Here is a 24,125-nt window from a genome sequence, read left to right as displayed (position 1 = left end):
TCTACACCTCGCTCTGCTTGTTCTCGTCGGCTACCCGGCGAATGGCGGCAACGATGCCGACATACGCGCCACACCGGCACAGGTTGCCGCTCATGTACTCACGGATGTCGTCGTCGGTCTCGGCATGACCCTCCGCGATGCATGCCAGACCGGACATCACCTGCCCAGGCGTGCAGTAGCCGCACTGGAGCGCGTCGCAGTCGACGAACGCCTGCTGCAACGGGTGCAGCGTGCCATCGGGAGCCGTGACCCCTTCGATGGTCTTCACCTCCTGTCCCGCAACCTGGACGGCCGGAGTCAGACAGGACACGACGCGGCGACCGTCGACATGCACCGTGCACGCGCCGCACTGTCCCTGGTCGCACCCCTTCTTGGTACCGGTCAGCACGAGACGCTCACGCAGCACGTCGAGCAGGGACTCACGAGGATCCAAGGCGAGGCTCACGTTCTCGCCGTTGACCGTGAAGGCCGTCTCGATCAGGCCGGCCGTCGGCTTGGGGGGCGATGTCGTCATGGCTTGGCCATCCTTTGGGACAGGGACATGTGGGGATCCTCCGACTTCGGCGGGCGAGGGACCGCGTGGATGGGGCCGGTCAGGTCGGACAAGGGAAGACCGGTTGTCCGATGGCGGGTGGCGAGGATTTCCGCCACGACGGAGATCGCCGTCTCCTCTGGTGAGCGAGCGCCGAGGTCGAGGCCTATCGGGGAGTGCAGCCGTGCCAGCTGTCGGTCGGAAACACCCGCCTCGCGCAGCAACCGCATGCGGTGGTCATGCGTACGGCGTGAGCCCATCGCCCCGACGTACCCCACGGGCAGGGCAAGTGCCTGACGCAGCACGGGGACGTCGAATTTGGGGTCGTGGGTGAGGACACACACCGCCGTCCGGGCGTCTACCGGTGTCTGCTCCAGGTAGCGGTGGGGCCAGTCGACGACGACTTCGTCGGCGTGGGGGAAGCGGGCGCGCGTGGTGAAGACGGGCCGGGCGTCGCAGACGGTGACCCGGTAGCCGAGGAAGCGGCCGGCCCGGCTGAGGGCCGCGGCGAAGTCGATGGCACCGAAGATGAGCATCCGGGGACGGGAGGCATGGACGTGGACCAGCACGGAGACCCGGTCCGGGCAGGTGACGGCGTCCCCTCCCGACTCCACCAGGGCCGTGCGCCCGGCGTGGAGCAGTGCTCGGGCCTGGGCCGTCACTTGCCGACTCAGCGCGTCAGGGAGGTCACTCGGACAAGTGCCTGCGCCGTCGACACACACCATGCGGCCCACCAGGTCTTCCGGTCCGTCCACCACCTGGGCGACAGCGGCGGGTCTGCCGTCGGCCACGGCGGCCAGGGCGTCGGCGAGGTGCGGGTGCGCGATCGGGTCGATCCGCTGGACAAGGACGTCGAGTTCGCCGCCGCAGGTCAGACCGACCGCGAAGGCGTCGTCGTCGGAGTAGCCGAAGCGTGCTCGTTGTGCCGGACCACCGTCCTGAAGCAGGCGCTGGCACAGCTCGTAGACGGCGCTCTCGACGCAACCTCCGGAGATGCTGCCGACCGCGTTGCCGTCGGCATCGACAGCCAGGGACGTGCCGAGCGGAAGAGGCGCACTGCCCTCGACACCGACGACCGTGGCCAGAGCGAAGGGACGTGGTTCGCCGTACCAGCGGTACAGGGATTCCGCGATGTTCAGCATGCTCTTGTACTCCATGAGCAGCGGACGGGCCGCTGTCCTGGCCGACGGGGAGCGGATACGGCACCGGCCCGGAGAGGCCCGGCAGCCGCACGGAGGCCAGCTGCCGCGCCAGTCTGGGGGCGGTCGTGGAACGTCTGCGTGGTGCGGTCATCGATCGCTGGTTCACTTCGGCGCCCTCGATGCGCCCAGTGACCGTCGGACAGGGGCTGCTCCGATGCACGCCGACCCTGCGCGGTCAGGTGCCGCATGGCCCCGGTGTTCCCATCCTTCTTGGCCACGCTCTGCCTGAAGCGCACACGCAGCGCGCTCAACGGCAAGGGACGCGGTTGCAATAAGGCCGCGCCACGTAGGCACCGAGGAGAATTCTCTGGGGCTCGTGGGGGCGGAAGGTGAGGCTCAGGGAGCCGAGCGGACATGGCTTTGCCTTCGCATCATGGACGGATCAGCCGTGCGCACCAGCAGGGCGCGAGGTGAGCGTCGGCGGCATGGAACCCGGCCGAGCACCCGCGTTGTGCGGCCGTCTTGGAGGGAGTCTTGCACCACCGGAAGCGTCCGTGACGGGGAAGGATTTCTACCCCCCCCACCCGCCCCTTTCGGAGTAGCTCGCCTCTGGGTGAGACCCCGTTTCGGGTGGCCGGTCAGGGCTGGCCTGCGGTGCGGTCATCTGGCGTCCGAACAAGATCACGGACTCGCCCCGGTGGAGCCGGCGCAGGACTGCCAGGTCTCGGATCTGTTGGCCAGCCCGTCCTCGTGGAAGACCTGCACCATGGCCGTGGTGAAACAGACGCCCACGTGGCGGCCGATCAGCTTCCATGGCATGGAGCAGAGGGTGCAGCCGACCTTGATGTGGATGTCCGGACCGACGGTCACGGTCAACCACTTCGCCAGCACCAACGGCGTGCCGGGCGGCAAGAGGAGGACTTCGGCCTCCGACGCCTCGAACACCGCCAGGGACGCCGCCCCCTGAAGCGGACTGCTGGAGGATCGGGTCGTCGGAGATGAACGGCTGGTCGACGCGAGCCGACAGCGCGGCCCAGTAGGCGGTGCCGTCGGCGATGTCGTCGTGCACGCGCAGCAGCGCGGACCGGGGGCCCGGGCTACGGAGTGGAACGAGCCGCACCGCGCCAGCCAGCCTGACGAAGACCCGGCTGCCCGAGGGAGACCCTTTCCCGGCCCACGAGCCGAGCAGTCGTCGGGACCTGGGCCGGTTCCATACCCCCGCAATTTGGCGCGTTACCGTGCAGGCACACGCTGCTACAGCCCCGCATACTCAACCTGAATCCGCCGGGGCATATGCCGCACCTCTCGCCCTGAAAGTCCGGACACGACGCGCCACGCGACACCCGCGCCACGCGACACCCGCACCACTGCTGCGCAGCCGACCGCGTGCGCCGCCCGGGGCAGCGGTTCAACATCCCCACCGCGACACCCCCGGGCCTGCCGCGGCCCAGGACCACCTTGGAGGGGATACCGTATGACCAGACTGCAACGGACCAGACGCCTGGCCTGCACCCTGGCCGCCACCGCCCTGGCCACGGCCTGCTTGTCCGGCACCGCCGCACACGCCACACAAGCAACCCCGCAAGTCGCCGCTCCGGAGATCGGCGTCCAGTTCAATCCCGACGGCGACGCCGGTCAGTGCACCGGAGCGACAGGACAGCAGTGGGCCGCCTCACCGGACTGGACCCCCGCCATCCGGATCGACACCGACAACCGCCCTGGAGGCTGCCAGCTGGCCTTCGGCGTCTACGACCCGGACCACGCCATCGACGGCGCAGCCATCAGCTACACCTTCCTGCCCAGTAGCGACGACGCCGCGGGGCAGTGCGGCGACTACCAGGGCACCTTCCCGATGCCGATCAAGCGGATCCGCACGTTCGGCCACACCGTCAGGATCGACAGCGACAACCGTCCGGGCTACTGCAACCTCACCTTCACTGTGTCGGGCCGTGATGACGTCGGCCTTGACGTGCAGTTCTACGCCGACGGCGACGCCGGCCAGTGCGGGTCGCCGGACCATCCTCCCCTTCCCAAGGACCAGTACCAAACGGCCTACGACGGCAACCCGGTGACGATCAGCATCGACACCGATGGCCGCAGCGGCGGCTGCCAGTTCATGCTCCGCGTGCGCCGTTTCTAGCGAAGAGCACCTCGCGCATCATCGATGCTCTACCACGCCCTCGGTCTCGTCGCGGAACGTTCCCGCACACGCTGGGCCGCTGCCGGCAGGTGCCCCTCCCCCAAGTGGAGGGGCACTCGCGCGTCATCGACGCCGACGGCCACAGCGACGGTCAACGCCTACCCGACCGGGCCGGCGCGAGCCGCTCCTGTATGTTCTTCCGGGCTCGCGGAAGGTGAGTTCCCTGCGGCTGAAGAGGTCGATGGTGGCTGATGAACGGCTTGATGCCGAGTGGGTCCGGGTCTGGTGCGAGCAGGTGCGTGCGGCGCTCATCAAAGTGATGCAGTCGTTCCAGGTGCGGCACGGCTTCCCAGCTGGCAGGAACGTGGTCGCGCTCGCAACCGAGGAGAGCCACCAAGCGACGGACGCACTCGTGGAACTGACGCCGATACCTTCGGATCTGACCACGATGTACTGGGTGATCGACGAGGTCTCCCTGCCCGATGTGGAGTTCGGCTACTTCATCCATCCGTCCTCAACCGTCGCAAGCCACTTCCGCGAGTACGGGTCCATCCAGATCGATGGGGAAGAGCCTGCCCTGGTGTTCGCCAGCGACGGCGGCGGCCATCTGTTCGCGCTGGCTGGCTCCGGGCGGGTCTGGATGTCCACCACCGCCTCCTGGTTCGACCAGTTCGACCTTGCTGCCGCAAGCCTTCAAGAGTTCCTCGAAGGGCTGGCTCAACGGATCAGCGGCGCGCTCTGACCGGCGCCCGCAGTCGACAGCCGAGGCGGCAGAATTCCAGGGTGACGAATCTGATGGAGATGAGTGAGCGCGAGTACTTCGCCCAGTTCGCGAAGCGGACCGGCATGTTCATCGGCCCCACGACGCTCAGCGGAGTAACCGCCTTCGTGGTGGGCTATGACCAAGCTGCCCGTCGGCATGGCGGGCCAGGCCTGGACGGGTGGCGCGAGTGGCTGATGGCGAACCACCAGGTCAGCGGCAACCTCGTTTGGGAAGCCCAGATTCGGCAGATCGCCCTCCCGAGCCGGCAGGCCGGGTGGGACCTCACACCCGAGCAGGAAGTGCACGTCCTCAAGGTGCTCTTCGAGTTGCTCGACAAGTTCCTCGCCGAGCGGGAGAACCCCGCTGCACAGCCCTGACGTATCGCTCTTCACCACGCGGGCGACGTAGCCGCTGCAGGTACGTCCGGCGAGATCCGACCAGCGGACTGCTGTGCTCGGGGTGATGCCGAGAGCTCGCCGGATCCTGCCCCGGGCGTCGGCGAAATCGGTGAACCGCTCGAGGGCGGCCTCCTCGGCCGGTGCGGTGTAGACGGGTTTGAAGGGCTTGGCGATCTTCTCTCAGTCCTGGCGGGCGGCACAGCGGAAGGAGTTCCGCAGCAGGTGGACCACGCAGGTCTGCACGATCGTCTTCGGCCAGACGTCGACCCGCGCTGCCAGCTGGGTCAGAAGAGCGAAGTGAAGATCCTGTTAGCAGTGTCGTTGAATCGCACGTGCAAGGGCTCAAGGCGTCGGCTGTGCTGCTTTGCGGCGGTGAGGTCTGCCGCCCAAATCGCTTCACCTGCAACGCGTTGGATCTCGTGCGCCGATTGACGCAGTTCCTCATCAAGGACGCGGGCCGCCGAGAGTTGAAGCTGTAGCACAGACTCCGACCAACCTTCAGCCGTTGGGGTCTCCCACTGACGCGCGGGCCATGAGCCAGACGCGCGGAGCTCGGCGAGGGCACGGTCAAGTTCTCCGTAGGCGGCCTTGATCACGTCTGAGACAGCCGACTGCAGGGCCGAAATGCTCTCCCTTTGGAAATCGTCCCTGGCAGCTTGTCGATCTCGCTCGTACTGCTGGTCGCGAACCATGCTCTCGTGCCTGGCTGCGAGTCGATCCTTGTAGATCGTCAAGACGGACGTAGTCAGGGAACCGAGTAGAACTCCTACGAAGGCGAAAATTGCGGAGGCCACTTGAACAGTCTTCCCACCAACAAAGGCTGGTCATCGCCACTGCTCCGTTTCATGCAAAACCCTGGAATCGGCTGGTGGTGACCCGGCAGAGACCAGGCATGTCCAGCTCCCACCGAGGCCGTCATCCGCGCGGTCACCGGCCCGCTCACCGCGCCCCACACCAACCCGCTGGGACGGCCGCAACACCGCACTCCCCCAAGCGTCCGGTCGCGCCCTGGCCTGCCAACTCACCCCGCCTCACACTCCAGTCGTAGATCCCGATCCCGCCGAGTCGCTGCTCACGGCCCGTAGACGAGGTCCGTACCCCCGCTGGCCTCAATCAGCCAGGACAGCGAACCGCTGCCGAAGGGCCAGCCAGTGGTGGCCACCTGCACCCAACCGGCGTCCGGCTCATCGGTTCCCGCGTTCCACCACCACCAGCTGCGATCGTCTCCCATCCCTTCCCCGGTCGGATCGAAGTAGTACAGCCAACCCGAGAGCGTCCACGGTCCCTGATCGACGGCGGCCTTCTGCTCCGGCGTCATCGCCCGCCACCGCCGCAGCCACGCCTCGGCGTCGAAAGTCTCGCCGTGCTCCGGTTCCGAGGGCTCGGGAGCGCATCGCTGGATGAACCAGGTCGGGAGCAACTGCGGCCAGAGCTCACATGCCGGCCAGTCACCCATCTGCGCGACCACGCACGTCAGTACCGCACGCGCATTGTCTACGACCTGCGCCGGATCCCCGGCGGCGAACCGGACGCGTACGAGAAATGGGCGCGGCTGGTCGTCCTCAGCTTCCGGTCCGGATCGGAGGCGTTGTAGCTCGCCCGTCGTGATTTCCACAGTGAGGAAGCATGCACCGGCAGCCGTCCTCACGGCATATCAATACCGCCAGAACCCAGGGGTCGCGATCGCTATGGCCGGCCAGTTGCTTGCCCTTGGTAGTGGGACGCACGGGCGCGGGCTTGGTGTCGGCGTTGCCAGTGACGCAGGCGTGGGGTCCACTTGGATGTACCGAGGGTAACGGTCACTCCGATGATCTGAGGTTTTTGCGCTGGTTGGCATTGAAGCGCGCTTTCTTCTGACGATTCCCGCACGTGTTCATGTCGCACCATCTACGGGTGCGACTTTGGCTGGTGTCGAAGAAGGCGGCTTGGCAGGTTGGTGACGCACACAAGGCCAATCTTCCGTCTCGTTCGCCTGCGATGATGCTGATCGCGTCGGCAGCGATCACGCTGAGGGCGTCTTCCACGCAGGAAGCCGAACTGAGCCGCCATTGCCGCTTGCCCTCGACTGTCAGAATCGCTGCGGCCCGACCCTGAGCACTGTAGTCATTGATGACTTGGACAGCAGTTGCAGGCAGAGCGGCCTGGATCGCGGCCGCTGTCGCGGCGGCGTGAATCGACTCCCTCAGTTCCCGAGCGAGGTCGAGCTGGGCAGTGGTGCAGGAGTCCACAGCGAGGCCGCTCACTGCCAGCCAGTCGGCGAGTCGGTGCGGCGCGGGAATGCGCTCCACAGCGTCGCCATGACGCTCCGTCAGAGTCGCCGTGAAGCTGGTCGCTAGCACCTTACCGAGGCGAAAGTCAGGGAACTCAGCACGCATGGAACCACCTTAGCTGGTTGCGCGTGCCATGATGGCATGTTAGAACCGTCTTAGCCGGTTCGTGATAGTTCGTAGCCGGTTCCGCGACGGCCAGGAGGCCTCATGCCCCGTCCGACCAGCGACGTGCAAGCATTTGAAGCCCACGCAACTGACGCTGACCTCGACGATCTGCGCGCGCGACTAGCCGCGGCGCGGCTACCGGAGACTGAGACGGTCAATCGCGCCGCGCCCGCCCCCGACCGATGGGAACAGGGCGTTCCGCTCGCCGACCTCATCGATGTCGTGAACTACTGGCGCACCGGGTACAACTGGCGGTCGTTCGAAGACCGCCTCAATCGGATCGGCCAGTTCCGTACGACCATTGATGATCTGGGAGTCCACTTCCTGCACCGCCGATCCGCGCGCGCAGATGCCACTCCTCTGATCTTGACCCACGGCTGGCCAGGCACCATTGCCGAGTTCATCGATGTAGTGGACGAGCTGGCGGATCCGGAAGACGCAGACGCTCCGGCGTTCCACGTCGTGGTCCCCTCGCTACCAGGCTTTGGTTACAGCGACAAGCCGGCCACCACCGGGTGGGGAACCGAAAAGATCGCGGCCGCATGGGTGGAACTGATGGGAAGGCTCGGCTACAGCAAGTTCGTAGCCCACGGCGGCGACTGGGGAGGCCATATCACCACGGTTCTCGGCGGCAGGTTCCCGGCGCGCGTCCTCGGCATCCACACAACGTTCGCGGAGGCACCGCCCGGGTTGACAACGGACGGACTGACGGCGGCCGAGCGTCAATGGACCGAGGAAACCCGCGATTTCTGGCGGCACCGCGCGGCGTACGCGAAGCAGCAGGCGACCCGACCGCAGACCATCGGCTACTCGCTCGTCGACTCACCGGTCGGGCTTCTTGCCTGGATCCTCGACAAGTTCGGCGAGTGGTCGGACACCGAAGACAGCCCGTTCGAGACGATTTCCAGGGACCGCGTTCTTGACGACGTCACCCTGTATTGGCTGACGCGGACCGGCGCATCGGCGGCCCGCATCTACTACGAAAGCCACAACGCGCTCGACCCCGAACTTCGGGTCGACGTCCCGTCAGCAGTCACTATGTATCCCCGCGACATCGAGAAGTGTCCACGCCCCTGGGCACAGGAGCGGTACCGACAGATCGTCCGATGGAGGTCGCCCGAAACCGGGGGACATTTCCCGTCGCTGGAGGTCCCCGAGTATTTCGTCAAAGATCTGCAAGAGGGCCTCGCGGCAGTGCTGGCCGCTAATCGGTGAACGCGGCTGGGTGCCGGCACTCGGCGCCCTTTCCAACCGGTGTCGACGGGCTGAGTGGGACTCGGTCCGTCGTCCTGTCCCCCGGTGTCACGCTCCCTCGGCGTCCAGTCGTTCGGCAGTTTGCAGCACCGATGGGAGCGAGTCGTGCTGCAACGGAGTTTGCGGAACGTCCCTCCTGGTAGACCTCAGCGCCTGTCCGCCACGGCCATCGCACCTGCCATCGGCAGCTTTGGAAGTCGGCCCGGTCTCAGAACTCCCACCAGAGGTCGATGCTCGGGTGGACGCGCTCGCGCAGACACCTTGAGTGGGCGTATGCCTTCTGCCGCACGCTTCCGCTTCGCGCCGGATCCACCGCGCCGAGCCTGAGCTCGGTCGCCGCCCCGTCTCGATCGAGAACGATGACCTGATGGCAGAAACAGCAGGTGGGGTTCGGGTTCAACGATGCCCTCTCAGGTCGCCGGGACGGCGCCACCGGTCACGCCGTCCCGCAGACCCTACGCCGACCCGACACCGAGCGGGACGGCCCTTAGGTCACTCATCTCGGGCAAGTCGTCGGCGCCCTGCCGCTGCCGCCAGAGCGGCGATCGCCGTACCGATGAGCGTCGCTGTCTGCTGGTCGACTCCCGGCCGAGCCGAGACCACGATGACGATGACCGTGATCAACACGGCGGGGATGTGATCTGCCAGCGGATGCAGGCGAGACGGGCTCTTGTCGACTCGGTGGAGTGTGCCGGCCCGGCATTGCCTCGTTTTGCGGTTCATCAAGTCTCCCTTGTTGCACGGATCGTCGTCGCGTTGGTCAACAAGAGCGGCCGCCCTTTGCCCACATCCAGAGTGCCCAGGCCCGCATACCCACTGCCAGAATTCGTGACATCACGTTCCTGCGTGTTCAGGACCCTGGGGGGTGGAAATTAACTACCAAATTAGACAATTCGGTCAGATTATTGAAATTCCGAGACAGCAGGACGCCGCGAGCTGGAAGGCTGCCACATGTTTTTCGGAGGCTGATCGCCCTCAGCCGGCGCCGAGGTCGAGTACCGTGCCCGCCACGCCAGACCCGGTACGGCGGTGACGCGGCCGCCGCCCGCAGGTCACGCAGTCCCTGGGCGAAGTCGTGCGGAGGATCCTCCGGGATCAGCGACTCCCGCCTGCCCACGCTCCTACTCCGCGCACCTCGCTCCGGGCACCGCGCGGCAGGACGGGCCGACGCCAGTAACGCGGAGCGCCGCACGAGTGCGGTGCTTCGGAGGGGCCGTCCGAGGCGCCCCGCCGTCGAAGTACGACTCGTTCCCTCGCGTGGTCAGCGAGCGGACGGACCGGGCCACACGGCGGAGGCGTCGTCCCGGTGAGGGTCGGGCAGGCGGACGGGGCGGGCGGGGACGATGCGGCTTCGTCCGTCAGTGGTCACCGACCATCGGGCGGGTTGGCCGCTGTAGGAGGGGACCGTCAGGACGAAGACCCCGTCGGCGTAGACCTCGACGTATTCGCCGACCGTGAGGATGCGCAGGGCGGAGACGGTCTCGGTCAGCATCGTCTCGCGTATCCGGTGCCCGCCGGGGCCGGCCGCCCAGAGCTCCTTGCCGTCGCAGCCGACGGTGAGGGCGGGGAGACCGCCGCCGGGGGTGTCGGTGCGCAGGACCACCTCGACGCGTCCGGTGACCTCGATGTCTCCGACGGCATGCAGCACGGGGCTGTCGGTCTCCTCGTCGAGCCAGGCGTCCAGGGCCGGCCACCAGGCGAGATGTGGTGCCGCGTCCCCGGGGGTGACGAGGAGCTTGGGCTGGGCGAGCATGCCGCGGCACAGCGAGCCCGCGTCGGTGAGGCCGACGCGGCGGGGCGTGGTGTGCAGGACGACCCGGGTTCCGTCGGGTGCCACGATGATGCGCGGGGCGTAGGCGCCGGTCGGGCCGAGGGGGCCTCGACGCGTCCAGGGACCACGCAGACGCGGGGCGGTCCAGGCTTCGAAGCCGCGGGTGGCGCCGACAGAACCCAGCAGCAGCCAGCTGCCGTCGTCGAGGCGCTCCAGGACGGGGCACTCCAACTCGTCGACATCGCCCGGTGAGACGAGCGGCGGCTGGACGGTCCAGTGCTCCAGATCGTCGGAGGTCGCCCAGGCGACGCAGCCGCCGACCTCGACGGGCAGAGAGGCGTCGCTGGCGCAGACGGCCATGATCCAGCCGTCGGACTCGTCGTCGGGTACGACGAAGGGGTCGCGCCAGCCCATGTGGTCACCGGTGCGGTACCAGCGCGGATCGGCCTCGGCAACGGGTCCGGTGCCGTGGCGTCGCCAGCCGGTGCCGTCGGTGCGGTCCGAATAGGCCAGTCCGACCGATTGCAGCGGCCAGCCGTCCGGGGTGAGGCCGGAAACGCCCGTGTAGAACATGGCCATGCCGCTGCCGTACCGGAAGGGGTGCATGGTCCACACGGCCTGCTGGTCGAAGCGGCCGGGCAGGCCGTTGCCGAAGGCGGTGCCCTGCGGATGCCAGTCGACCAGGTCGGTGGAGGTGGCCCTGCCGTACGAGGTCTCCATCCGCAGGTGATCGAACTCGTCCGTCCACGGCCCCTGTAGGTGCAGCACGGTGTAGACGCCGTCGTCATCGCGCAGCAGGGCGAAGTCGTTCAGGCAGAGGCCGGGTGGGGCGTATCGCATGCACGGTTCCTGTCGGCTCGCAGCGCTCAAACGTGTGCGCTGGTCGGTGGCCATGAAGATCTGGGTTGACGATCGGGCCCAGTAAATCTGAACGCAAACGCTTGCGCAACGATGCGTACGGGTTTACGGTCACGTCACTCACAGATCACACCGACGTGAAACGACGGGAGGAAGTGCGCCGTGACCGTCAGCATCACCGATGTCGCCCGCACCGCCGGAGTCTCCGCATCCACCGTGTCCCGCGCGTTGCGCGGGCAGGCGGGGGTCTCGGAGGAGGTACGAGCGCAGATCGCGGCCGTCGCCGCCGACCTGGGGTACACCGCTTCGCGTTCCGCCTCCAGCCTGGCCAGCGGACGCACGTACACCATCGGGGTCGTCGCCCCCTACATCGGCCGCTGGTTCTTCGGCACCGTTCTGGACGCCGCCGAGAAGGTCTTCAGCTCCGCGGGTTACGACGTGCTCCTGTACAACCTCGGGTCGCCAGAGGCACGCAAGCGTTTCTTCACCAAGCTGCCTGTACGCAAGCGGGTGGACGCGGTGCTGTCCCTGCTGGTCCCCGACGCGGAGGAGGCCCTCGCACTGCGTTCGCTCGGGGTACCGCTGGCCACCACCGTGGGCGGCCTCAGGGAGGGCTTCACGGTCGTGGGGATCGATGACCACGCCGGAGCCACCAGCGCCGTACGGCATCTGGTGAACCTCGGCCACCGCCGTATCGGCATGATCTCCGGCGCCAGTGAACCGCTGCACTGGACCACTCCGATCGAGCGCCGGCAGGCCTACCTGGACGTGCTGGCCGAGACGGGCATCGCGCACGATCCGGAGCTGGAGGCGGACGGTGGCTACACCGTCGAGGGCGGCGAACGTGCCATGACCGAGCTGCTGGCCGCCGCCCGGCCGCCGACGGCCGTGTTCGCCCAGTCCGACGAGATGGCCATGGGTGCGCTGCGCGCCCTGCGACGCCACCGCCTGAAAGTCCCGGACGATGTTTCGGTGGTCGGATTCGACGACCACGAGCTGGCCGAGGTGATCGGGCTGACCACCGTCGCCCAACCGGTCGCCGGGCAGGGCGCCGAGGCCGCACGGCTGCTGCTGCGGCAACTCGACGAGCCACAGGGTGCGCCGCTCACTCGGGTCGGAATGCCCATCCGTCTCGTCCTGCGCGAGACCACAGCTCCGCCCCGTCCTCGCGGACCGCAGTAGACGTACGCGGTTTCACGAAGCGCTCCCTCTCGCCGGCCCTCACGCCCCGTCACGGGTACGAGGCCCACTCCCCCGCGCCCGAAATCCCCACCCCGCCTTGTCCCGACCCTCAGCTCAGCACCGACGCACGGAGGCACCCAGACCATGATCCTCGGAAACAGAAGGTACCGTCACGCGGCACGTACGGGCCTGGCCCTCGCACTCCCCCTGGCGGCTCTCGCCGCATGCGGCGGAGGCGGCGGGACCGGCACCTCCGCCGAGGCCGGCAGCGGCAAGGGCACCATCAGCGTCTGGTCCCACCAAGGCCAGAAGAGCGAGGCCACCGCGTTGCAGAACGCGGTGAAGTCCTTCAACTCCTCGCAGGACAAGGTCAAGGTCCAGCTCAAGCTGATACCCGAGAACGACTACACCAAGACCATCACGGCCACGGACGCCTCCCAGCTGCCGGACGTGCTGGAGTTCGACGGCCCGACCATGGCCAACTTCGTCTACAACAGGAAGCTGGCCCCGCTGGACTCCTATGTCTCTGCGAAGACCCTCGCCAACGCCACCGACGCGAACAAAGCCCAGGGCGAGGTCGGCGGCAAGCACTACGGCCTGGGTATGTACGACTCCGGACTCGGCATCTACGGCAACAAGAAGCTGCTGGACGACGCCGGAGTGAAGTACCCCAAGGGCCTCGCCGACGACTGGACGGCCGCGCAGTTCACCGCGGCGCTCAAGGCCCTGAAGGCCAAGGACTCCGACGGCAAGGTCCTCGACATCCAGGAGGGCAACGGCCTGGCCACCGAGTGGGGTACCTACGGCTTCGCGCCCGTCGTGTGGTCGGCGGGCGGCTCCCTGCTCAAGGACGGCAAGGCCGAAGGCGCCCTGGACAGCCCCGCCGTAGTCTCGGCACTGAAGACCTTCCAGTCCTGGAAGCCGTACGTCGACGCCAACACCGACGGCAACGCCTTCGCCAAGGGCCGCGTCCCTCTCAGCTGGGTCGGTCACTGGATGTATCCGGCTTACAGCAAGGCCCTCGGCAAGGACCTGGTCGTCCTTCCGCTGCCCGACTTCGGCAACGGCCCCAAGACCGGACAGGGCTCCTGGACGTGGGGCATCGGCGCCGACACCAAGAACGGCAAGGCCGCCGGCGCCTTCCTCGACAGCCTCCTCAGCGACACGAACGTCACCGCCATGACGACGGCCAACGGCGCTCCGCCCGCCACCGAGTCCGCCCTCACCAAGAGCGCCCTCTACAAGCAGGGCGGGCCGCTGCAACTGTTCGCCGAGCAACTCGCCAAGCCCTGCGGGGACACCGACATCACCAAGTCCTGCGTCGCCGTCACCCGCCCGGTGACCGCCGGATACCCCACCGTCACCGCCAAGTTCGGCGAGGCCCTCAACTCCGTCTACGGCGGCACCGACCCGAAGGACGCCCTGTCCAAGGCCGCTCACGCAGTCGACCAGGACTTCTCCGACAACGCCGGCTACAAGATCCCGTAGGACGCATCGGCCGGGGAGCGGGTGCGGGGCCATGCCGGCCGCCGCACCCCACTCCCCGCCGGGAACAGGACCCCCGTGAAAACCCTGGAACCCGTGCAGGCCGCGACCTCCGGCCGGAAGCGGACGCCCATGTACTCCACCGACCCGGCCACGCGGCGCGTCCGCAGGCACCGCGACTGGCTGCACGGTCTGCTCATGTCCGCGCCCGCCGTCACCGGACTCATCGCCTTCGTCGGCATCCCGTTCGGCTACGCCCTCGTCCTGTCCTTCTACAACGTGCGCCTCGGCTCCCCGCTCGCGCCGAGCTTCTTCGGCCTGGAGCAGTACCGGCGCCTGTTCACCGACCCGGACCTGTCGGGACCGTTCCTGCGGGCCCTGCTGAACAACCTGACCTTCGCCGTGGTTGTCGTACCGCTGCAGACCGGTCTCGCGCTGGCGCTGGCGATCCTGCTGAACCGCAAGCTGAAGGCCATTGGCCTGTTCCGGTCGCTGTTCTTCATGCCGGTCGTCTTCCCCATGGCGCTGGTCGCCGTGATCTGGCGGCTGATCCTCGCCCGTAGCGATCAGGGCATGCTCAACTCGGTGCTGAACGCGCTGAGTTTCGGCCACTGGGGCGCCTTCGACTGGCTCGGCGAGGCGGCCACCGCCATGGCATCGGTCATCGTGCTCTCGGTGTGGCAGGGCGTCGGCTTCCAGATGGTCATCCTGTTGGCAGGCCTCCAGCAGATCCCGGACGAGCTCTACGAGGCGGCCCGGCTCGACCGTGCGAGCGGCTGGCAGCAGTTCCGGCACGTCACGCTTCCCGGCATTCGAGGCACCCTCGTCTTCGTCGCCCTGCTGACCTCCGTGCTGTCCTTCCGCGTCTTCGACCAGGTCTACATCCTCATCCGCGGCGGCGGGCTCGACGAGGACGCCACCCGCACGGTGATGTACCAGGCCGTCACCACCGCCTTCGACCAGAACAACATCGGCCAGGCCGCCGCGATCACCGTCGTCTTCTTCCTGATCGTCGTCGTCCTGACCCTCATCCAGCGCCGCGTCGTCCGGCCCGACAACGAGGACTGACCCATGGCCACGACCCGCACGCGCCTGCGGACTTCCGTCGACTACGCCGTCCTCGCACTCCTGGCGTTCGTGTTCGTCCTGCCCGTCATCTACCTGTTCCTGGGCAGCCTCAAGCCCTCCGACGAGGTCCTGAACGGACTGTCCGGCTTCCTTCCGACGGACCTGTCCCTCGACAACTACACCGCTGTCCTGGACAGTCTGAACACCGACAGCACCGGCTACTTCTGGCGCTTCATGGGCGTCTCGCTGCTGGTCGCGTTCGTAGTGGTCACCGGCGGGCTTCTCGTCAACTCGATGGCGGCGTACGGGCTGTCGCGGCTGAAGTGGCGTGGGAGGGAAGCCGTCTTCACGCTGGTGCTGCTGCTGATGCTGGTCCCGTTCGAGTCGGTCGCCGTGCCGCTGTTCTACATGTTCAACGACCAGCGCAACACGGTGTGGATCCAGGCCGTCCCGTTCGTCGCCAACGCCTTCTCGGTCTACCAGTTCCACACGTTCTTCCGCACGATTCCACCCAGCATCGAGGAAGCGGCGCGCCTGGACGGTGCGGGCCCGTGGCGTACCTTCTTCGCGATCGTCGTCCCTATGTCCAAGCCGGCGTTCGCCTCGGTCGCCATCCTGACGTTCCTCACCCAGTGGGGTTCCTTCCTCTGGCCGGTCCTCATGGTCTCCGACCCCTCTGTGCGTCCCCTGCCCCTGGAGATCAGCGTCTTCCAGGGCCAGCAGCCCCCGGACTGGGGCCAGATCCTCGCCTTCGGCGTTCTCCTCGTCCTGCCCGTGCTGGTCGTCTTCGCCTTCTTCCAGCGCTGGTTCGTGCAAGGGGTCGCCAACTCCGCGGTCAAGGGATGAAGCAGGTGGCGTCGCCTGGGTCTGCGCGGCGCTGGGGGCACGCGCGTGAACGTGCAAGTCCTTGGCCCACTGACGGAAACCGGGGCTTCGTTCACGAGTCGTGGTTCCGCCTCGACTTCTGTGGTGCGCTCGGCGAGACGTCCTGCAGCGCCGTCCGGCGCCCCGGGTGAGGGAACCGCGCACGCTGCGACCTCGTATGCGCGGGCACGCCGCAGTAGGTGGAGGCGTCGCCGCCGGCGGCGGTGGTCAGTCGTCGAAGGGGTGCGCCTCGACGGGTTGGAGGCGCCCGAGAAACAGGCTGCCCGGTGCGTCCGGGTCTGAGGGGGCCCGTCGTCGAGTCGATCTCGGTGGCCGCTCATGATCGAGGACCATCCGGTCCCCGATCATGAGGGCCGCCGCAGCTGCGGTGCCGAGGAAGACATGTGTCGTCGTACCGCCATGGACCTCGAGCCCACGTCGTCGACCTCAGCGGTCTCGCACAAGACGAACGCACATGACGAGCCGAGATCAACTCGCTTCTTCTCGCGGGGTGACACGGAATTCGAAGGGAACAGTCCCGGGGTCCAGCGCGGTCACCCCGCCGTCCACTGTCAGCGCAGCACCATTGACGAAGGACGCCGCCGGCGACAGCAGCCAGGCTATGGCCTCGGCGACCTCGCGCGGGTCGCCCGGGCGACGTGCCGGCAGTAGGCGGGTGGCCTCTTCGTATGCCGCCTCGACACCACCGGAAGCCAGCCCGGCGTCTTCAGCGAAGCGCGCCATACGGCGGTCCGCCATCTCCGTGCGCACCCAGCTGGGGCACACCGTGTTGGCCCTCAGGCCACGCGGCCCATAGTCCACAGCCAACGACCGACAAAGCTGAAGCAGCGCCGCCTTGGACGTCGCGTAGGCGGCATTGCCTACCCCGTTACGCAGGGCGGAGACCGAAGCGACCGCCACGACAGCCCCCCGAACCCGCAACAGATGCGGTAATGCCGCCCGCATCAGCAGGAAGGGACCGGTGAGGTTGGTACGCATGACCAACTCCCAGTCCTCATCGGACAGCTCACCAACGCCGCCGCTGCGTCCCACTCCCGCGTTGACGACCAATCCGTCGAGTCGCCCGAACCGCGCGACAGTTGTCTCAACCAGCTGATGAACAGCGTCTGGATCGGCGACGTCAGCAGGGAAAGCCAAGGCTCCGGTATCCGCGGCAATACGGTCCAGCGGCTCCGGCCGACGACCGGAGATCACCACTTCGTGCCCCGTCTCGCGCAGCAACTGCGCAGTTGCCGCGCCGATGCCTGTTCCTCCCCCGGTCACGACCACAACACGCTGACCAGTCATGAGCGTTCGGCCTCCAATCGCTGGCAGACAAACAAGGTGATCTTAGGCAGCTGTGGGCGGTCACCCAGAGTCGACCCGGCCCAACTCGACCACATCAAGCCGAATTTGACAGCCGCAACCCCTGTCGGCGTCGGGCTGGTTCACCAGCGGGGCGAACACGTGCCACAAGGGGCGGGCTCCTCCCCCGCTTCCAGCCCTACGCCCGCGCCCAAGGCGTTCCGGAACTCCCCCAGCGCACTGCCGCAGTCGTCAGATCTTGCGCTCGGGACTGCTGCCAGGGTGGAGCCTGCCGGCCTCATCGAGCTTGTCGAGTACCGCGGGCAAGCCGACGCGCAGCATCCTGCGCCGGACGTGGCCCAGGATCTGGGCCATGAAAAACCCTGCGGTTCCTGCGAAGCCGGTGTGGTCGTAGGTGAAGCGCGTTCCTGCGGCATGAGGCTCGATCCGGTAGGTGACCTCGGTGGTCTCGCCACCGCCATGGTCGGTCCACGAGTAGCGCAGCAGTCGCGGCTCGTCCACCTCGAGCACGACGCAGTCGACGATGCCGCTCCATCCCGGCTTCGGCTTCGCGATGAACTGGAACTCGGTGCCGACGGTGGTGGCAAATCCTTCCGGTCGTGCCCCGGCGCCGGTCACCGTCCACAGGGGGATGAGCGCCGGGTCGGTGACGGCGCGCCAGACCTTCGTGGAGGAATGCGGGTAGTCGTGGACGATGTGGATGGCGCTCATGGGGGCTCCCAAGGCAGTGCGGGCGTCTCGCCGGAGAAGAAAGTTACAGTAACTGAAAATATACAGTAGCAGTAATAATCTCCTTGCTGGACTACGCTGTCACGCGTGAGCACGGTGGACTGGACGGGATGGCGCAGACAGGCCGGGGAGTCGGCGGCCGAGGGATTGCGGGAGCGGAAGAAGCGTCTGATGCGGCAACGCCTGACGGACACCGCGACCGAGATGTTCCTGGAGCACGGCTTCGACGGCGTTCGCGTAGCAGAGATCGCTCAGGCGTGCGGAGTCTCGGAGAAGACGGTTTTCAACTACTTCCCCACCAAGGAATCGCTCATCCTGGACCTCGGCGAGACCACGGTGACCGCCCTGCGCACCGGTCTGGCCGCTTCTGGCCGCTACCCGGTCGACGCGGTGCTGCGGGTCCTGTCGGACGAGTTGCACGGCATGACGTCCTGGATCGCCGCGCAGGACGACCCGGCCCAGGCCGCTGCCTTGATCAGGCGCTTCCGCGAGCTGACCCGATCCACGCCCTCACTGCGGGCCTATCACCGCGACATGACCGACCAGCTCATCGGCGTCGCAGCCGAGGCGCTGGCCCAGCGCACCGGGATGAGTCCGGATGATCCAGAGCCGCAGATCGCGGCAACGGCTCTGCTCGGACTGTGGCCCATCCAGTTCCGGAGCCTGGGAAAGCACCTGGAGAGCGTTCGCACACCTGAGCAGGTGCACAAGGCGGTGACCACCGACGTCCGTCGCGCGGCCAAGCTCATCGAGGCCGGCCTGGCCTCGTTCAAGGCTCTGCAAGAACCGCCGACGCCCACGCCCGCAACCCACTCCGAGCAAGAGCACGGCCTGCCGACTCGTTGACACGCTCAGCCACGTCCCCGCCCGGGAGGGTGGGGAGCGGACACGAGCATCTCTCAGAATCCCCGAGTGATCACCTCGCGGTCCTCGTCGTCGAGGAAGAAGAACCGCTCCAGCTCCGGCCGGGTCGGCTCCTCGTCGAACTTGCCGTACGACGCCGCCTGCCCGTCGTCACCGTCACCCGCCCTCACTGACCATACGAGGCCGGTTGGCGAGGACGGTCCCAGGACCTGGTGGCTCTTGACCTTGCCCGAAGGTGATTGCCGACAGTGTCTGTGGCGACCGAGTTGAGCTCGCTCAGCACCGACCGAACCCTGACGAGAGGAACCGACATGAATGACGACACTCTCCTTGCAGAGCAGATGGCCTACTACCGGGCCGGCGCGGCCGAATACGACCGGCCCTACACACGGTACGAAGACCTGCAGAAGTTACTGACTGTCGTCGATGATCTCCCGATTGCCGGGGATGTGCTCGAGTCGGCTCACCGCCTACGACATCGGCAGCCACGGCTTCCTCGGCAACCGGCGCGTGTGGGCGGGGACACCCGAAGATCACCCGGACGGAATCTGCAGGGATGCCGAAGGCGCCGTCTGGTACGCCGACGTCGGCAACCGGCACTGCGTTCGTGTGCGCGAGGGCGGTGAGGTGCTCGCCACGGTCGACCTGGATCGCGGCGCCTTCGCCTGTGCGCTCAGCCACGGGGACGACCCCCGCCTGTTCATCGTCGGCCAGACCTGGGGCGGACCCGAGTCGCGGCGACCCCGCGGGCGGGTTGTGGCGTTCCCGGCACCAGCACCGGGTGCCGGGAAACCATGACCCAGCCGGGCACCCGGAGGACCGACGCACCGACGGGCCTATCTAGGTGAAGACCGCCGACGCGTGCGTAGTACCGACACGGTGAAAGTTGCTCCATGAACGCTTATGTGGATCGCGCCGAGATCGTTTTGTGGGTACGGCATGCGGATGGCCGGTGGTCGGCCAGGACGGTCTGGGTGGTGGTGCTCGACGGGGAGGCGTATGTCCGCTCGGCTTTCGGGCGGCGCAGTGCCTGGTACCGCCGGGTCCTGCGGCACGCGGACACGGAGGTGGAGGTGGCCGGGGACCGGCTGCCCGTCACCTTCCAGCCGGTGGACGACCCCGAGCTCGTCCAGCGTGTCTCCGGTGCCTACCGGGCCAAGTACGGGTTGAGCTGGCCCGGCCCCGTGGAGTCGTTGAACGGGCCCGAGGCCGCGGCCACCACCATGCGGCTAACGAATGTCGGGCAGGTCTCGCAGTTGCCTGCGTGAGGTGAGCCCGAGTTTGCGGAAGATGTTGCGCAGGTGTGCGTCGACCGTCCGCGGGCTGAGGAACAGCTTCGCCGCCACCTCCTTGGATGTGGCGCCGTCGGCGACCAGGCGTGCGATGTGCACCTCCTGCATCGTCAGCTGGTCCGATGCCTTCGATGTGCGGCTGCGGGCCTGCTCGCCCGTGGCGCGCAACTCGCCGGCGGCGCGCTCGGCGAACGCCTCCAGACCGAGGTCGGACAGCGCTTCGTGCGCCGGGCGCAGCGCGGACCGGGCGTCACGCCGTCGGCCCTGGCGGCGCAGCCATTCCCCGTACAGCAGCTGTGCCCGGGCGCGGTATACGACCAGTGCGCCGTCGTCGAGCAGACCGATCGCCTCCTGGTAGGCGGACTCGTCCTCGGTCACCAGGGCCCGTGCATAGGCCGCGACGCCAAGGCCCCACGCCTGCCGGCCCGCCTGCGTGCGCTCCTGGAGGGACGCGAGGGCCGCGGCGGCGACCTCGGTCTCGCCACATCGCACCGCCGCCTCGACCAGCTCGGGCAGGGCAAGGCTCGACGTGCCGACGGCGCCGTACTCGACCGCTTGCTTCGCCGCCCTCAGTGCGGCCGGGTAGTCGGCGAGGCCGTTGCTGAGCACGGCCGTCGCCCACTGCACGCTGAGGCTCATCCGGTGATCCACCGACGCGAAGAGTTCGGCGGCTTCCTTGCGCCGCCCCCGCAACGCGGCCAGGTGGAGGCGCGGGTAGACCAGTGGTGCCGCACCGGTGGCGTCGGCGATCGCCTCCTCCTCGGAGATCAGCTCCATCGCGGCACCGAAGTCACCGGTGTGCACGGTCGCCGCGGCCTGCATGGCCAGTCCGATGGGCAGCGCGTGGAAGGAGCCCGACTCTCGGCCGGCCGCGACGGCGCGGGTGGCGATGCCGTACAGGGCGTCGCGGTGCCACAGCTCGGTGGCCACCATGAAGCCCAGTGACGGCCGCCTGGCCCACACCTCGTGGTCGGCGTCGCCGACGAGCGGCCTGAGGATCTTCCCCGCCGCCCGATGCCCGTCACCGACAAGGCTGGCGAGTCCGGTCAGGACCGCCGCCGCGCCGGACACCGGCTCATCCGATGGCGGGGCCTCCCTCACGGCGTCAACCACCTGGTCGAGGCCGCCCAGCAGGACGCCCATCTCGATGGCGTCCAGATAGCACTCCCGTGACCAGGTGGGGTCGGTGGCCGCCAGCCGTCCGGCGGCACGCAGGAGGTGTTCCGTGGGGCCTTCATCTCCCCGGCGGCGGACGAACGACAGCCTGCCGCAAAGCAGTTCGGTCCTGGCGGCCTGGCCCGGATCGTCGGTCCGGACGGTGGTGAGCAATTCGGCCGCCGTGTCGAAGTCGCCCACCGAGAGCTTGGCCTCGACTGCGGCGAGGACCCGCTCGGCGCGTTGGAACGGGGCGATCGTGAGCGCGGCCGAGCGTTCGAGGAAGGCCGCCACCGCCGCGACACCGCCACGTTCGCGGGCGCGGGTGGCGGAGGCTTCGAGCTCGGCTGCGACCTGCTCGTCCGGTCCGGTACTGGCCTGGGCGCGATGCCAGGCACGCCGGTCGGGGTCGGCGACCGGGTCGGACACGGCGGCCAGCGCCTCGTGCGCCCTTCGCCGCTCCTCCGGCGCCGCGGCGCGGTACGCGGCCGAGCGGGCGAGGGGATGGCTGAACCGGATCCGGGTACCGAACTCGACGAGCGGCGCGGTCTCCGCGGCGGCAGCCGCGTCGATGCCCAGGAGTTCGGCCGCGCGCCACAGCAGACCGGGGTCGCCGATCGGGTCGGCGGCGGCGACGGTCACCAGCAGCCGGGCCGTCGGCGGCAGGAGCTCCAGCCGGGACCGGAAGCTCCGCTCGATCACGCGGGGCACCGAGTCGGGCTGGGCGAATCCGCCCGCCATCCCGCCGAGTCCGGCGGTCCTCGGAAGCTCCACCAGGGCGAGGGGGTTGCCGCGCGCCTCGGCCAGGATGCGGTCGCGCACCCGCTCGTCCAAGGGAGCGCGTATCGCGGCGGCCAGCAGCGCGCGGGCATCCGCTTCGCCAAGGCCCTTGAGCGAATGGCCGGGCAGTTCGTCAAGCTCGGGCAGGCGGCTCGGCTCGCGCACCGCGAACACGAGGGCGATCGACTCGGCCGAGATGCGGCGGGCCAGGAAGGCCAACGCCTTGGCCGACGCCTGGTCCAGCCAATGCGCGTCGTCGACGACGCACAGGAGCGGGCGTTCCCGCACGGTCTCCGCCAGGAGGCCCAGCGACGCGACGCCGACCAGGAACGGATCGGGTGTGCCGGTGTCGAGGCCGAAGGCGATCTCCAGCGCCTTGCGGTGCGGCGCGGGCAGTGCCATCAGCCGGTCCGTTACGGGCGCGAGCAACTGGTGCAGCGCGGCGAAAGGCAACTCCGTCTCGAACTCCGCGCCGGACGCCCGCATGACGAGGAATCCGGTGGCGGACTCGTCCACGTGCCGCAGCAGCGCGCTCTTGCCGATGCCCGGCTCACCGCGCAGGACCAGCGCGCCGCCCCGGCTGTCCCGCGCCGCTTCGAGCAGGGTGTCGAGCTGCCGTATCTCGTCATGACGACCGATCAGCTCATCCGTGTGTGTCTCGGGCATGTCCGAAACCTATGCGGTTGTGTTGTGCGCCGCAGGGAGATCCAGAACAGATTCCAGTAGCCCAGAAGCCGTCCCGCAGGGAGTCATCTAGGCGATGACCACCGACGCGAGCGGCGGGCGCTCGCTGCGAGTGTCGAGCCATGACCCGCACCGCAAGGCAACCGATCACCACCGGCTGGACATCGCTGGCGGTTCTGGCCACCTCCCAGTTCCTGGTCGTGCTGAGCACTTCGATCGTGAACGTCGCCCTCCCTCAGATCCGGGCCGGGCTCGGTCTGTCGGACACGGGCCAGGCGTGGACGATCAACGCCTACGTACTGGTCTTCGGTGCGCTGTTGCTGCCGGGCGGGCGCGCCGGCGACGTATACGGGCTTCGCCGCGTGTTTCTGCTCGGCATCGGCCTGTTCGCGTTCTCCTCCCTGGGCGCGGCACTGGCGCCGACAGCGATCGTGCTGATCGTCTGCAGGGCAGTGCAGGGAATCGGCGCCGCGCTGCTGGCGCCCACGGCGCTGGCCCTCGTCCTGACGATCTATCCCGACGGGGAGCGGCGTGGCACCGCGCTCGGAGTGTGGGGCGCGGTCTCCGGTGCCGGCGGCGCGGCAGGCGTGCTGCTGAGCGGGCTGCTCACCGGCCTGTACGGCTGGCGTGCGGTGTTCGTCGTGATGGTGCCCCTCGCCGTGGCCGCCCTGGTGGCCACCTGGCTGCTGGTCGGGGCCGACCGGCCACGCGGCGGAAGCCTGGACGCGCCGGGCGCGGTGACGGTGACGGCGGGACTGGTCGCACTCACCTACGGCCTGTCCGGCCCCTGGCCGCTCGCCGTGATCGGTCTGGCGCTGCTCGGCCTGTTCGTGGTGCTCCAGCGCCGCTCCGCCGACCCGCTGCTGCCGACGCGCATGAAGATCGTGGCGGTGCCCAACGTACTGATGGCCCTGCTGGGCGCGGTCTGGCTCGGCCTGTTCTACTTCCTGCCCCTCTACCAGCAACGCGCCCTTGGCTACTCGCCCTTGGAGGTCGGGCTGACCCAGCTTCCCCTCGCCCTCGTGATCACCCTCTCGTCCTGGATCACCGGCAAAGTCTCCGGCCGCTACGTGCTCCCCGTGGGCCTGCTGGTCCTCGCGGCCGGACTGGCCTGGCTGTCCCGAACCCCGGCCGACGGCACCTTCCCTGTCGATCTGCTCGGTCCGACGCTCCTCATCGGCATCGGCCTTGGCGTGGCGTTCGTCCGGCTCACCGCGATGTCCTCCGCGGGCGTCCCGGCCGCCGACAGCGGCCTGGCCGGTGGGCTGGTCAACGCCACCCGGCAGATCGGCGGAGCCACCGGCCTGTCCTTCATGACCCTGCTCCCCTCCTACGGCGCGGCCTTCCTGGCCTGCGCCGCCCTGACCCTGCTCATCTCGGCTCTCTCGACGCGAAAGGCCTGA

Annotated in this window: 24 protein-coding genes; 12 read left to right on the top strand and 12 right to left on the bottom strand. The window is 68.3% G+C overall.

The window, feature by feature from the left end; translation table 11 throughout:
* Position 1 precedes the first annotated feature (1 nt).
* From ABZ915_RS40145 to ABZ915_RS40135, 3 genes are all read right to left on the bottom strand, one after another.
* On the bottom strand, positions 2-514 hold the full coding sequence (locus ABZ915_RS40145; protein ID WP_361813762.1) for a (2Fe-2S)-binding protein: 513 nt from the start codon (positions 512-514) through the stop codon (positions 2-4).
* Entirely contained in the window at positions 511-1,674 is a 1,164-nt protein-coding gene (locus ABZ915_RS40140) for an XdhC/CoxI family protein (RefSeq protein WP_361813760.1), read from the bottom strand. The genes ABZ915_RS40145 and ABZ915_RS40140 overlap by 4 nt, the downstream gene beginning before the upstream one ends.
* A 681-nt stretch (positions 1,675-2,355) precedes the next feature.
* Positions 2,356-2,493: a hypothetical protein gene (locus ABZ915_RS40135; protein ID WP_361813758.1), complete on the bottom strand. Its 138-nt coding sequence runs from the start codon at positions 2,491-2,493 to the stop codon at positions 2,356-2,358.
* A 655-nt stretch (positions 2,494-3,148) separates the two neighbouring features.
* Between ABZ915_RS40135 and ABZ915_RS40130 the strand changes: the two genes are divergently transcribed.
* From ABZ915_RS40130 to ABZ915_RS40120, 3 genes are all read left to right on the top strand, one after another.
* On the top strand, positions 3,149-3,814 hold the full coding sequence (locus ABZ915_RS40130) for a hypothetical protein (protein WP_361813757.1): 666 nt from the start codon (positions 3,149-3,151) through the stop codon (positions 3,812-3,814).
* A 241-nt stretch (positions 3,815-4,055) separates the two neighbouring features.
* Complete coding sequence (locus ABZ915_RS40125) at positions 4,056-4,556, top strand: hypothetical protein (RefSeq protein ID WP_361813756.1); 501 nt, start codon at positions 4,056-4,058, stop codon at positions 4,554-4,556.
* A gap of 41 nt (positions 4,557-4,597) precedes the next feature.
* Entirely contained in the window at positions 4,598-4,954 is a 357-nt protein-coding gene (locus ABZ915_RS40120; protein WP_361813754.1) for a hypothetical protein, read from the top strand.
* A 305-nt stretch (positions 4,955-5,259) separates the two neighbouring features.
* On the opposite strand, the gene ABZ915_RS40115 is transcribed toward ABZ915_RS40120, so the two are convergent.
* From ABZ915_RS40115 to ABZ915_RS40105, 3 genes are all read right to left on the bottom strand, one after another.
* Entirely contained in the window at positions 5,260-5,709 is a 450-nt protein-coding gene (locus ABZ915_RS40115) for a hypothetical protein (protein ID WP_361813752.1), read from the bottom strand.
* Positions 5,710-6,047: 338 nt separating this feature from the next.
* Positions 6,048-6,590: a hypothetical protein gene (locus tag ABZ915_RS40110; RefSeq protein WP_361813750.1), complete on the bottom strand. Its 543-nt coding sequence runs from the start codon at positions 6,588-6,590 to the stop codon at positions 6,048-6,050.
* Between the two features lie 184 nt (positions 6,591-6,774).
* Positions 6,775-7,350, bottom strand: coding sequence for a CGNR zinc finger domain-containing protein (locus ABZ915_RS40105; RefSeq protein ID WP_361813748.1), 576 nt, complete (start codon positions 7,348-7,350; stop codon positions 6,775-6,777).
* A 102-nt stretch (positions 7,351-7,452) separates the two neighbouring features.
* Between ABZ915_RS40105 and ABZ915_RS40100 the strand changes: the two genes are divergently transcribed.
* Entirely contained in the window at positions 7,453-8,625 is a 1,173-nt protein-coding gene (locus ABZ915_RS40100; protein ID WP_361813746.1) for an epoxide hydrolase family protein, read from the top strand.
* A 531-nt stretch (positions 8,626-9,156) separates the two neighbouring features.
* Here the strand turns inward: ABZ915_RS40100 and ABZ915_RS40095 are convergent.
* Both ABZ915_RS40095 and ABZ915_RS40090 read right to left on the bottom strand, forming a co-directional pair.
* On the bottom strand, positions 9,157-9,387 hold the full coding sequence (locus ABZ915_RS40095; RefSeq protein ID WP_361813744.1) for a hypothetical protein: 231 nt from the start codon (positions 9,385-9,387) through the stop codon (positions 9,157-9,159).
* Between the two features lie 538 nt (positions 9,388-9,925).
* A complete protein-coding gene (locus ABZ915_RS40090) occupies positions 9,926-11,275 on the bottom strand; it encodes a mucin-1 (RefSeq protein WP_361813742.1) in 1,350 nt (449 codons plus the stop codon).
* Positions 11,276-11,455: 180 nt separating this feature from the next.
* Here ABZ915_RS40090 and ABZ915_RS40085 point away from each other — a divergent pair, with 180 nt between their 5' ends.
* The 4 genes from ABZ915_RS40085 (at position 11,456) to ABZ915_RS40070 (ending at position 15,874) form a co-directional block, all read left to right on the top strand.
* Positions 11,456-12,475, top strand: a complete 1,020-nt coding sequence (locus ABZ915_RS40085) for a LacI family DNA-binding transcriptional regulator (protein WP_361813740.1) — start codon at positions 11,456-11,458, stop codon at positions 12,473-12,475.
* Between the two features lie 144 nt (positions 12,476-12,619).
* Positions 12,620-13,963, top strand: a complete 1,344-nt coding sequence (locus ABZ915_RS40080; protein WP_361813738.1) for a sugar ABC transporter substrate-binding protein — start codon at positions 12,620-12,622, stop codon at positions 13,961-13,963.
* A gap of 75 nt (positions 13,964-14,038) precedes the next feature.
* Positions 14,039-15,028: a sugar ABC transporter permease gene (locus ABZ915_RS40075; protein WP_361813736.1), complete on the top strand. Its 990-nt coding sequence runs from the start codon at positions 14,039-14,041 to the stop codon at positions 15,026-15,028.
* 3 nt (positions 15,029-15,031) lie between these two features.
* On the top strand, positions 15,032-15,874 hold the full coding sequence (locus ABZ915_RS40070; RefSeq protein ID WP_361813734.1) for a carbohydrate ABC transporter permease: 843 nt from the start codon (positions 15,032-15,034) through the stop codon (positions 15,872-15,874).
* 507 nt (positions 15,875-16,381) lie between these two features.
* On the opposite strand, the gene ABZ915_RS40065 is transcribed toward ABZ915_RS40070, so the two are convergent.
* On the bottom strand, positions 16,382-17,200 hold the full coding sequence (locus ABZ915_RS40065) for an SDR family oxidoreductase (protein ID WP_361813732.1): 819 nt from the start codon (positions 17,198-17,200) through the stop codon (positions 16,382-16,384).
* Positions 17,201-17,449: 249 nt separating this feature from the next.
* Complete coding sequence (locus ABZ915_RS40060) at positions 17,450-17,929, bottom strand: SRPBCC domain-containing protein (protein WP_361813730.1); 480 nt, start codon at positions 17,927-17,929, stop codon at positions 17,450-17,452.
* A 105-nt stretch (positions 17,930-18,034) separates the two neighbouring features.
* On the opposite strand from ABZ915_RS40060, the gene ABZ915_RS40055 reads away from it, so the two are divergent.
* Complete coding sequence (locus ABZ915_RS40055) at positions 18,035-18,793, top strand: TetR family transcriptional regulator (RefSeq protein WP_361813728.1); 759 nt, start codon at positions 18,035-18,037, stop codon at positions 18,791-18,793.
* 53 nt (positions 18,794-18,846) lie between these two features.
* On the opposite strand, the gene ABZ915_RS40050 is transcribed toward ABZ915_RS40055, so the two are convergent.
* Entirely contained in the window at positions 18,847-18,981 is a 135-nt protein-coding gene (locus ABZ915_RS40050; RefSeq protein WP_361813726.1) for a hypothetical protein, read from the bottom strand.
* Positions 18,982-19,237: 256 nt separating this feature from the next.
* Here ABZ915_RS40050 and ABZ915_RS40045 point away from each other — a divergent pair, with 256 nt between their 5' ends.
* Together ABZ915_RS40045 and ABZ915_RS40040 are read left to right on the top strand one after the other, a co-directional pair.
* Positions 19,238-19,609, top strand: coding sequence for an SMP-30/gluconolactonase/LRE family protein (locus tag ABZ915_RS40045; protein WP_361813724.1), 372 nt, complete (start codon positions 19,238-19,240; stop codon positions 19,607-19,609).
* Positions 19,610-19,704: 95 nt separating this feature from the next.
* A complete protein-coding gene (locus ABZ915_RS40040; RefSeq protein WP_361813722.1) occupies positions 19,705-20,079 on the top strand; it encodes a DUF2255 family protein in 375 nt (124 codons plus the stop codon).
* Here ABZ915_RS40040 and ABZ915_RS40035 read toward each other — a convergent pair.
* Positions 20,041-22,704 (bottom strand): AAA family ATPase, encoded by a 2,664-nt coding sequence (locus ABZ915_RS40035; protein WP_361813720.1) that lies wholly within the window; start codon positions 22,702-22,704, stop codon positions 20,041-20,043. The two genes, ABZ915_RS40040 and ABZ915_RS40035, sit on opposite strands and share 39 nt — an antisense overlap.
* Before the next feature lie 140 nt (positions 22,705-22,844).
* Between ABZ915_RS40035 and ABZ915_RS40030 the strand changes: the two genes are divergently transcribed.
* A complete protein-coding gene (locus ABZ915_RS40030) occupies positions 22,845-24,125 on the top strand; it encodes an MFS transporter (RefSeq protein ID WP_361813718.1) in 1,281 nt (426 codons plus the stop codon).

It is taken from the genome of Streptomyces sp. NPDC046915, assembly GCF_040644935.1.
Classification (GTDB): Bacteria; Actinomycetota; Actinomycetes; order Streptomycetales; family Streptomycetaceae; genus Streptomyces.
The sequence above is the reverse complement of the archived record's forward strand: the minus strand, read 5'-3'. Positions and strand labels throughout refer to the sequence as shown.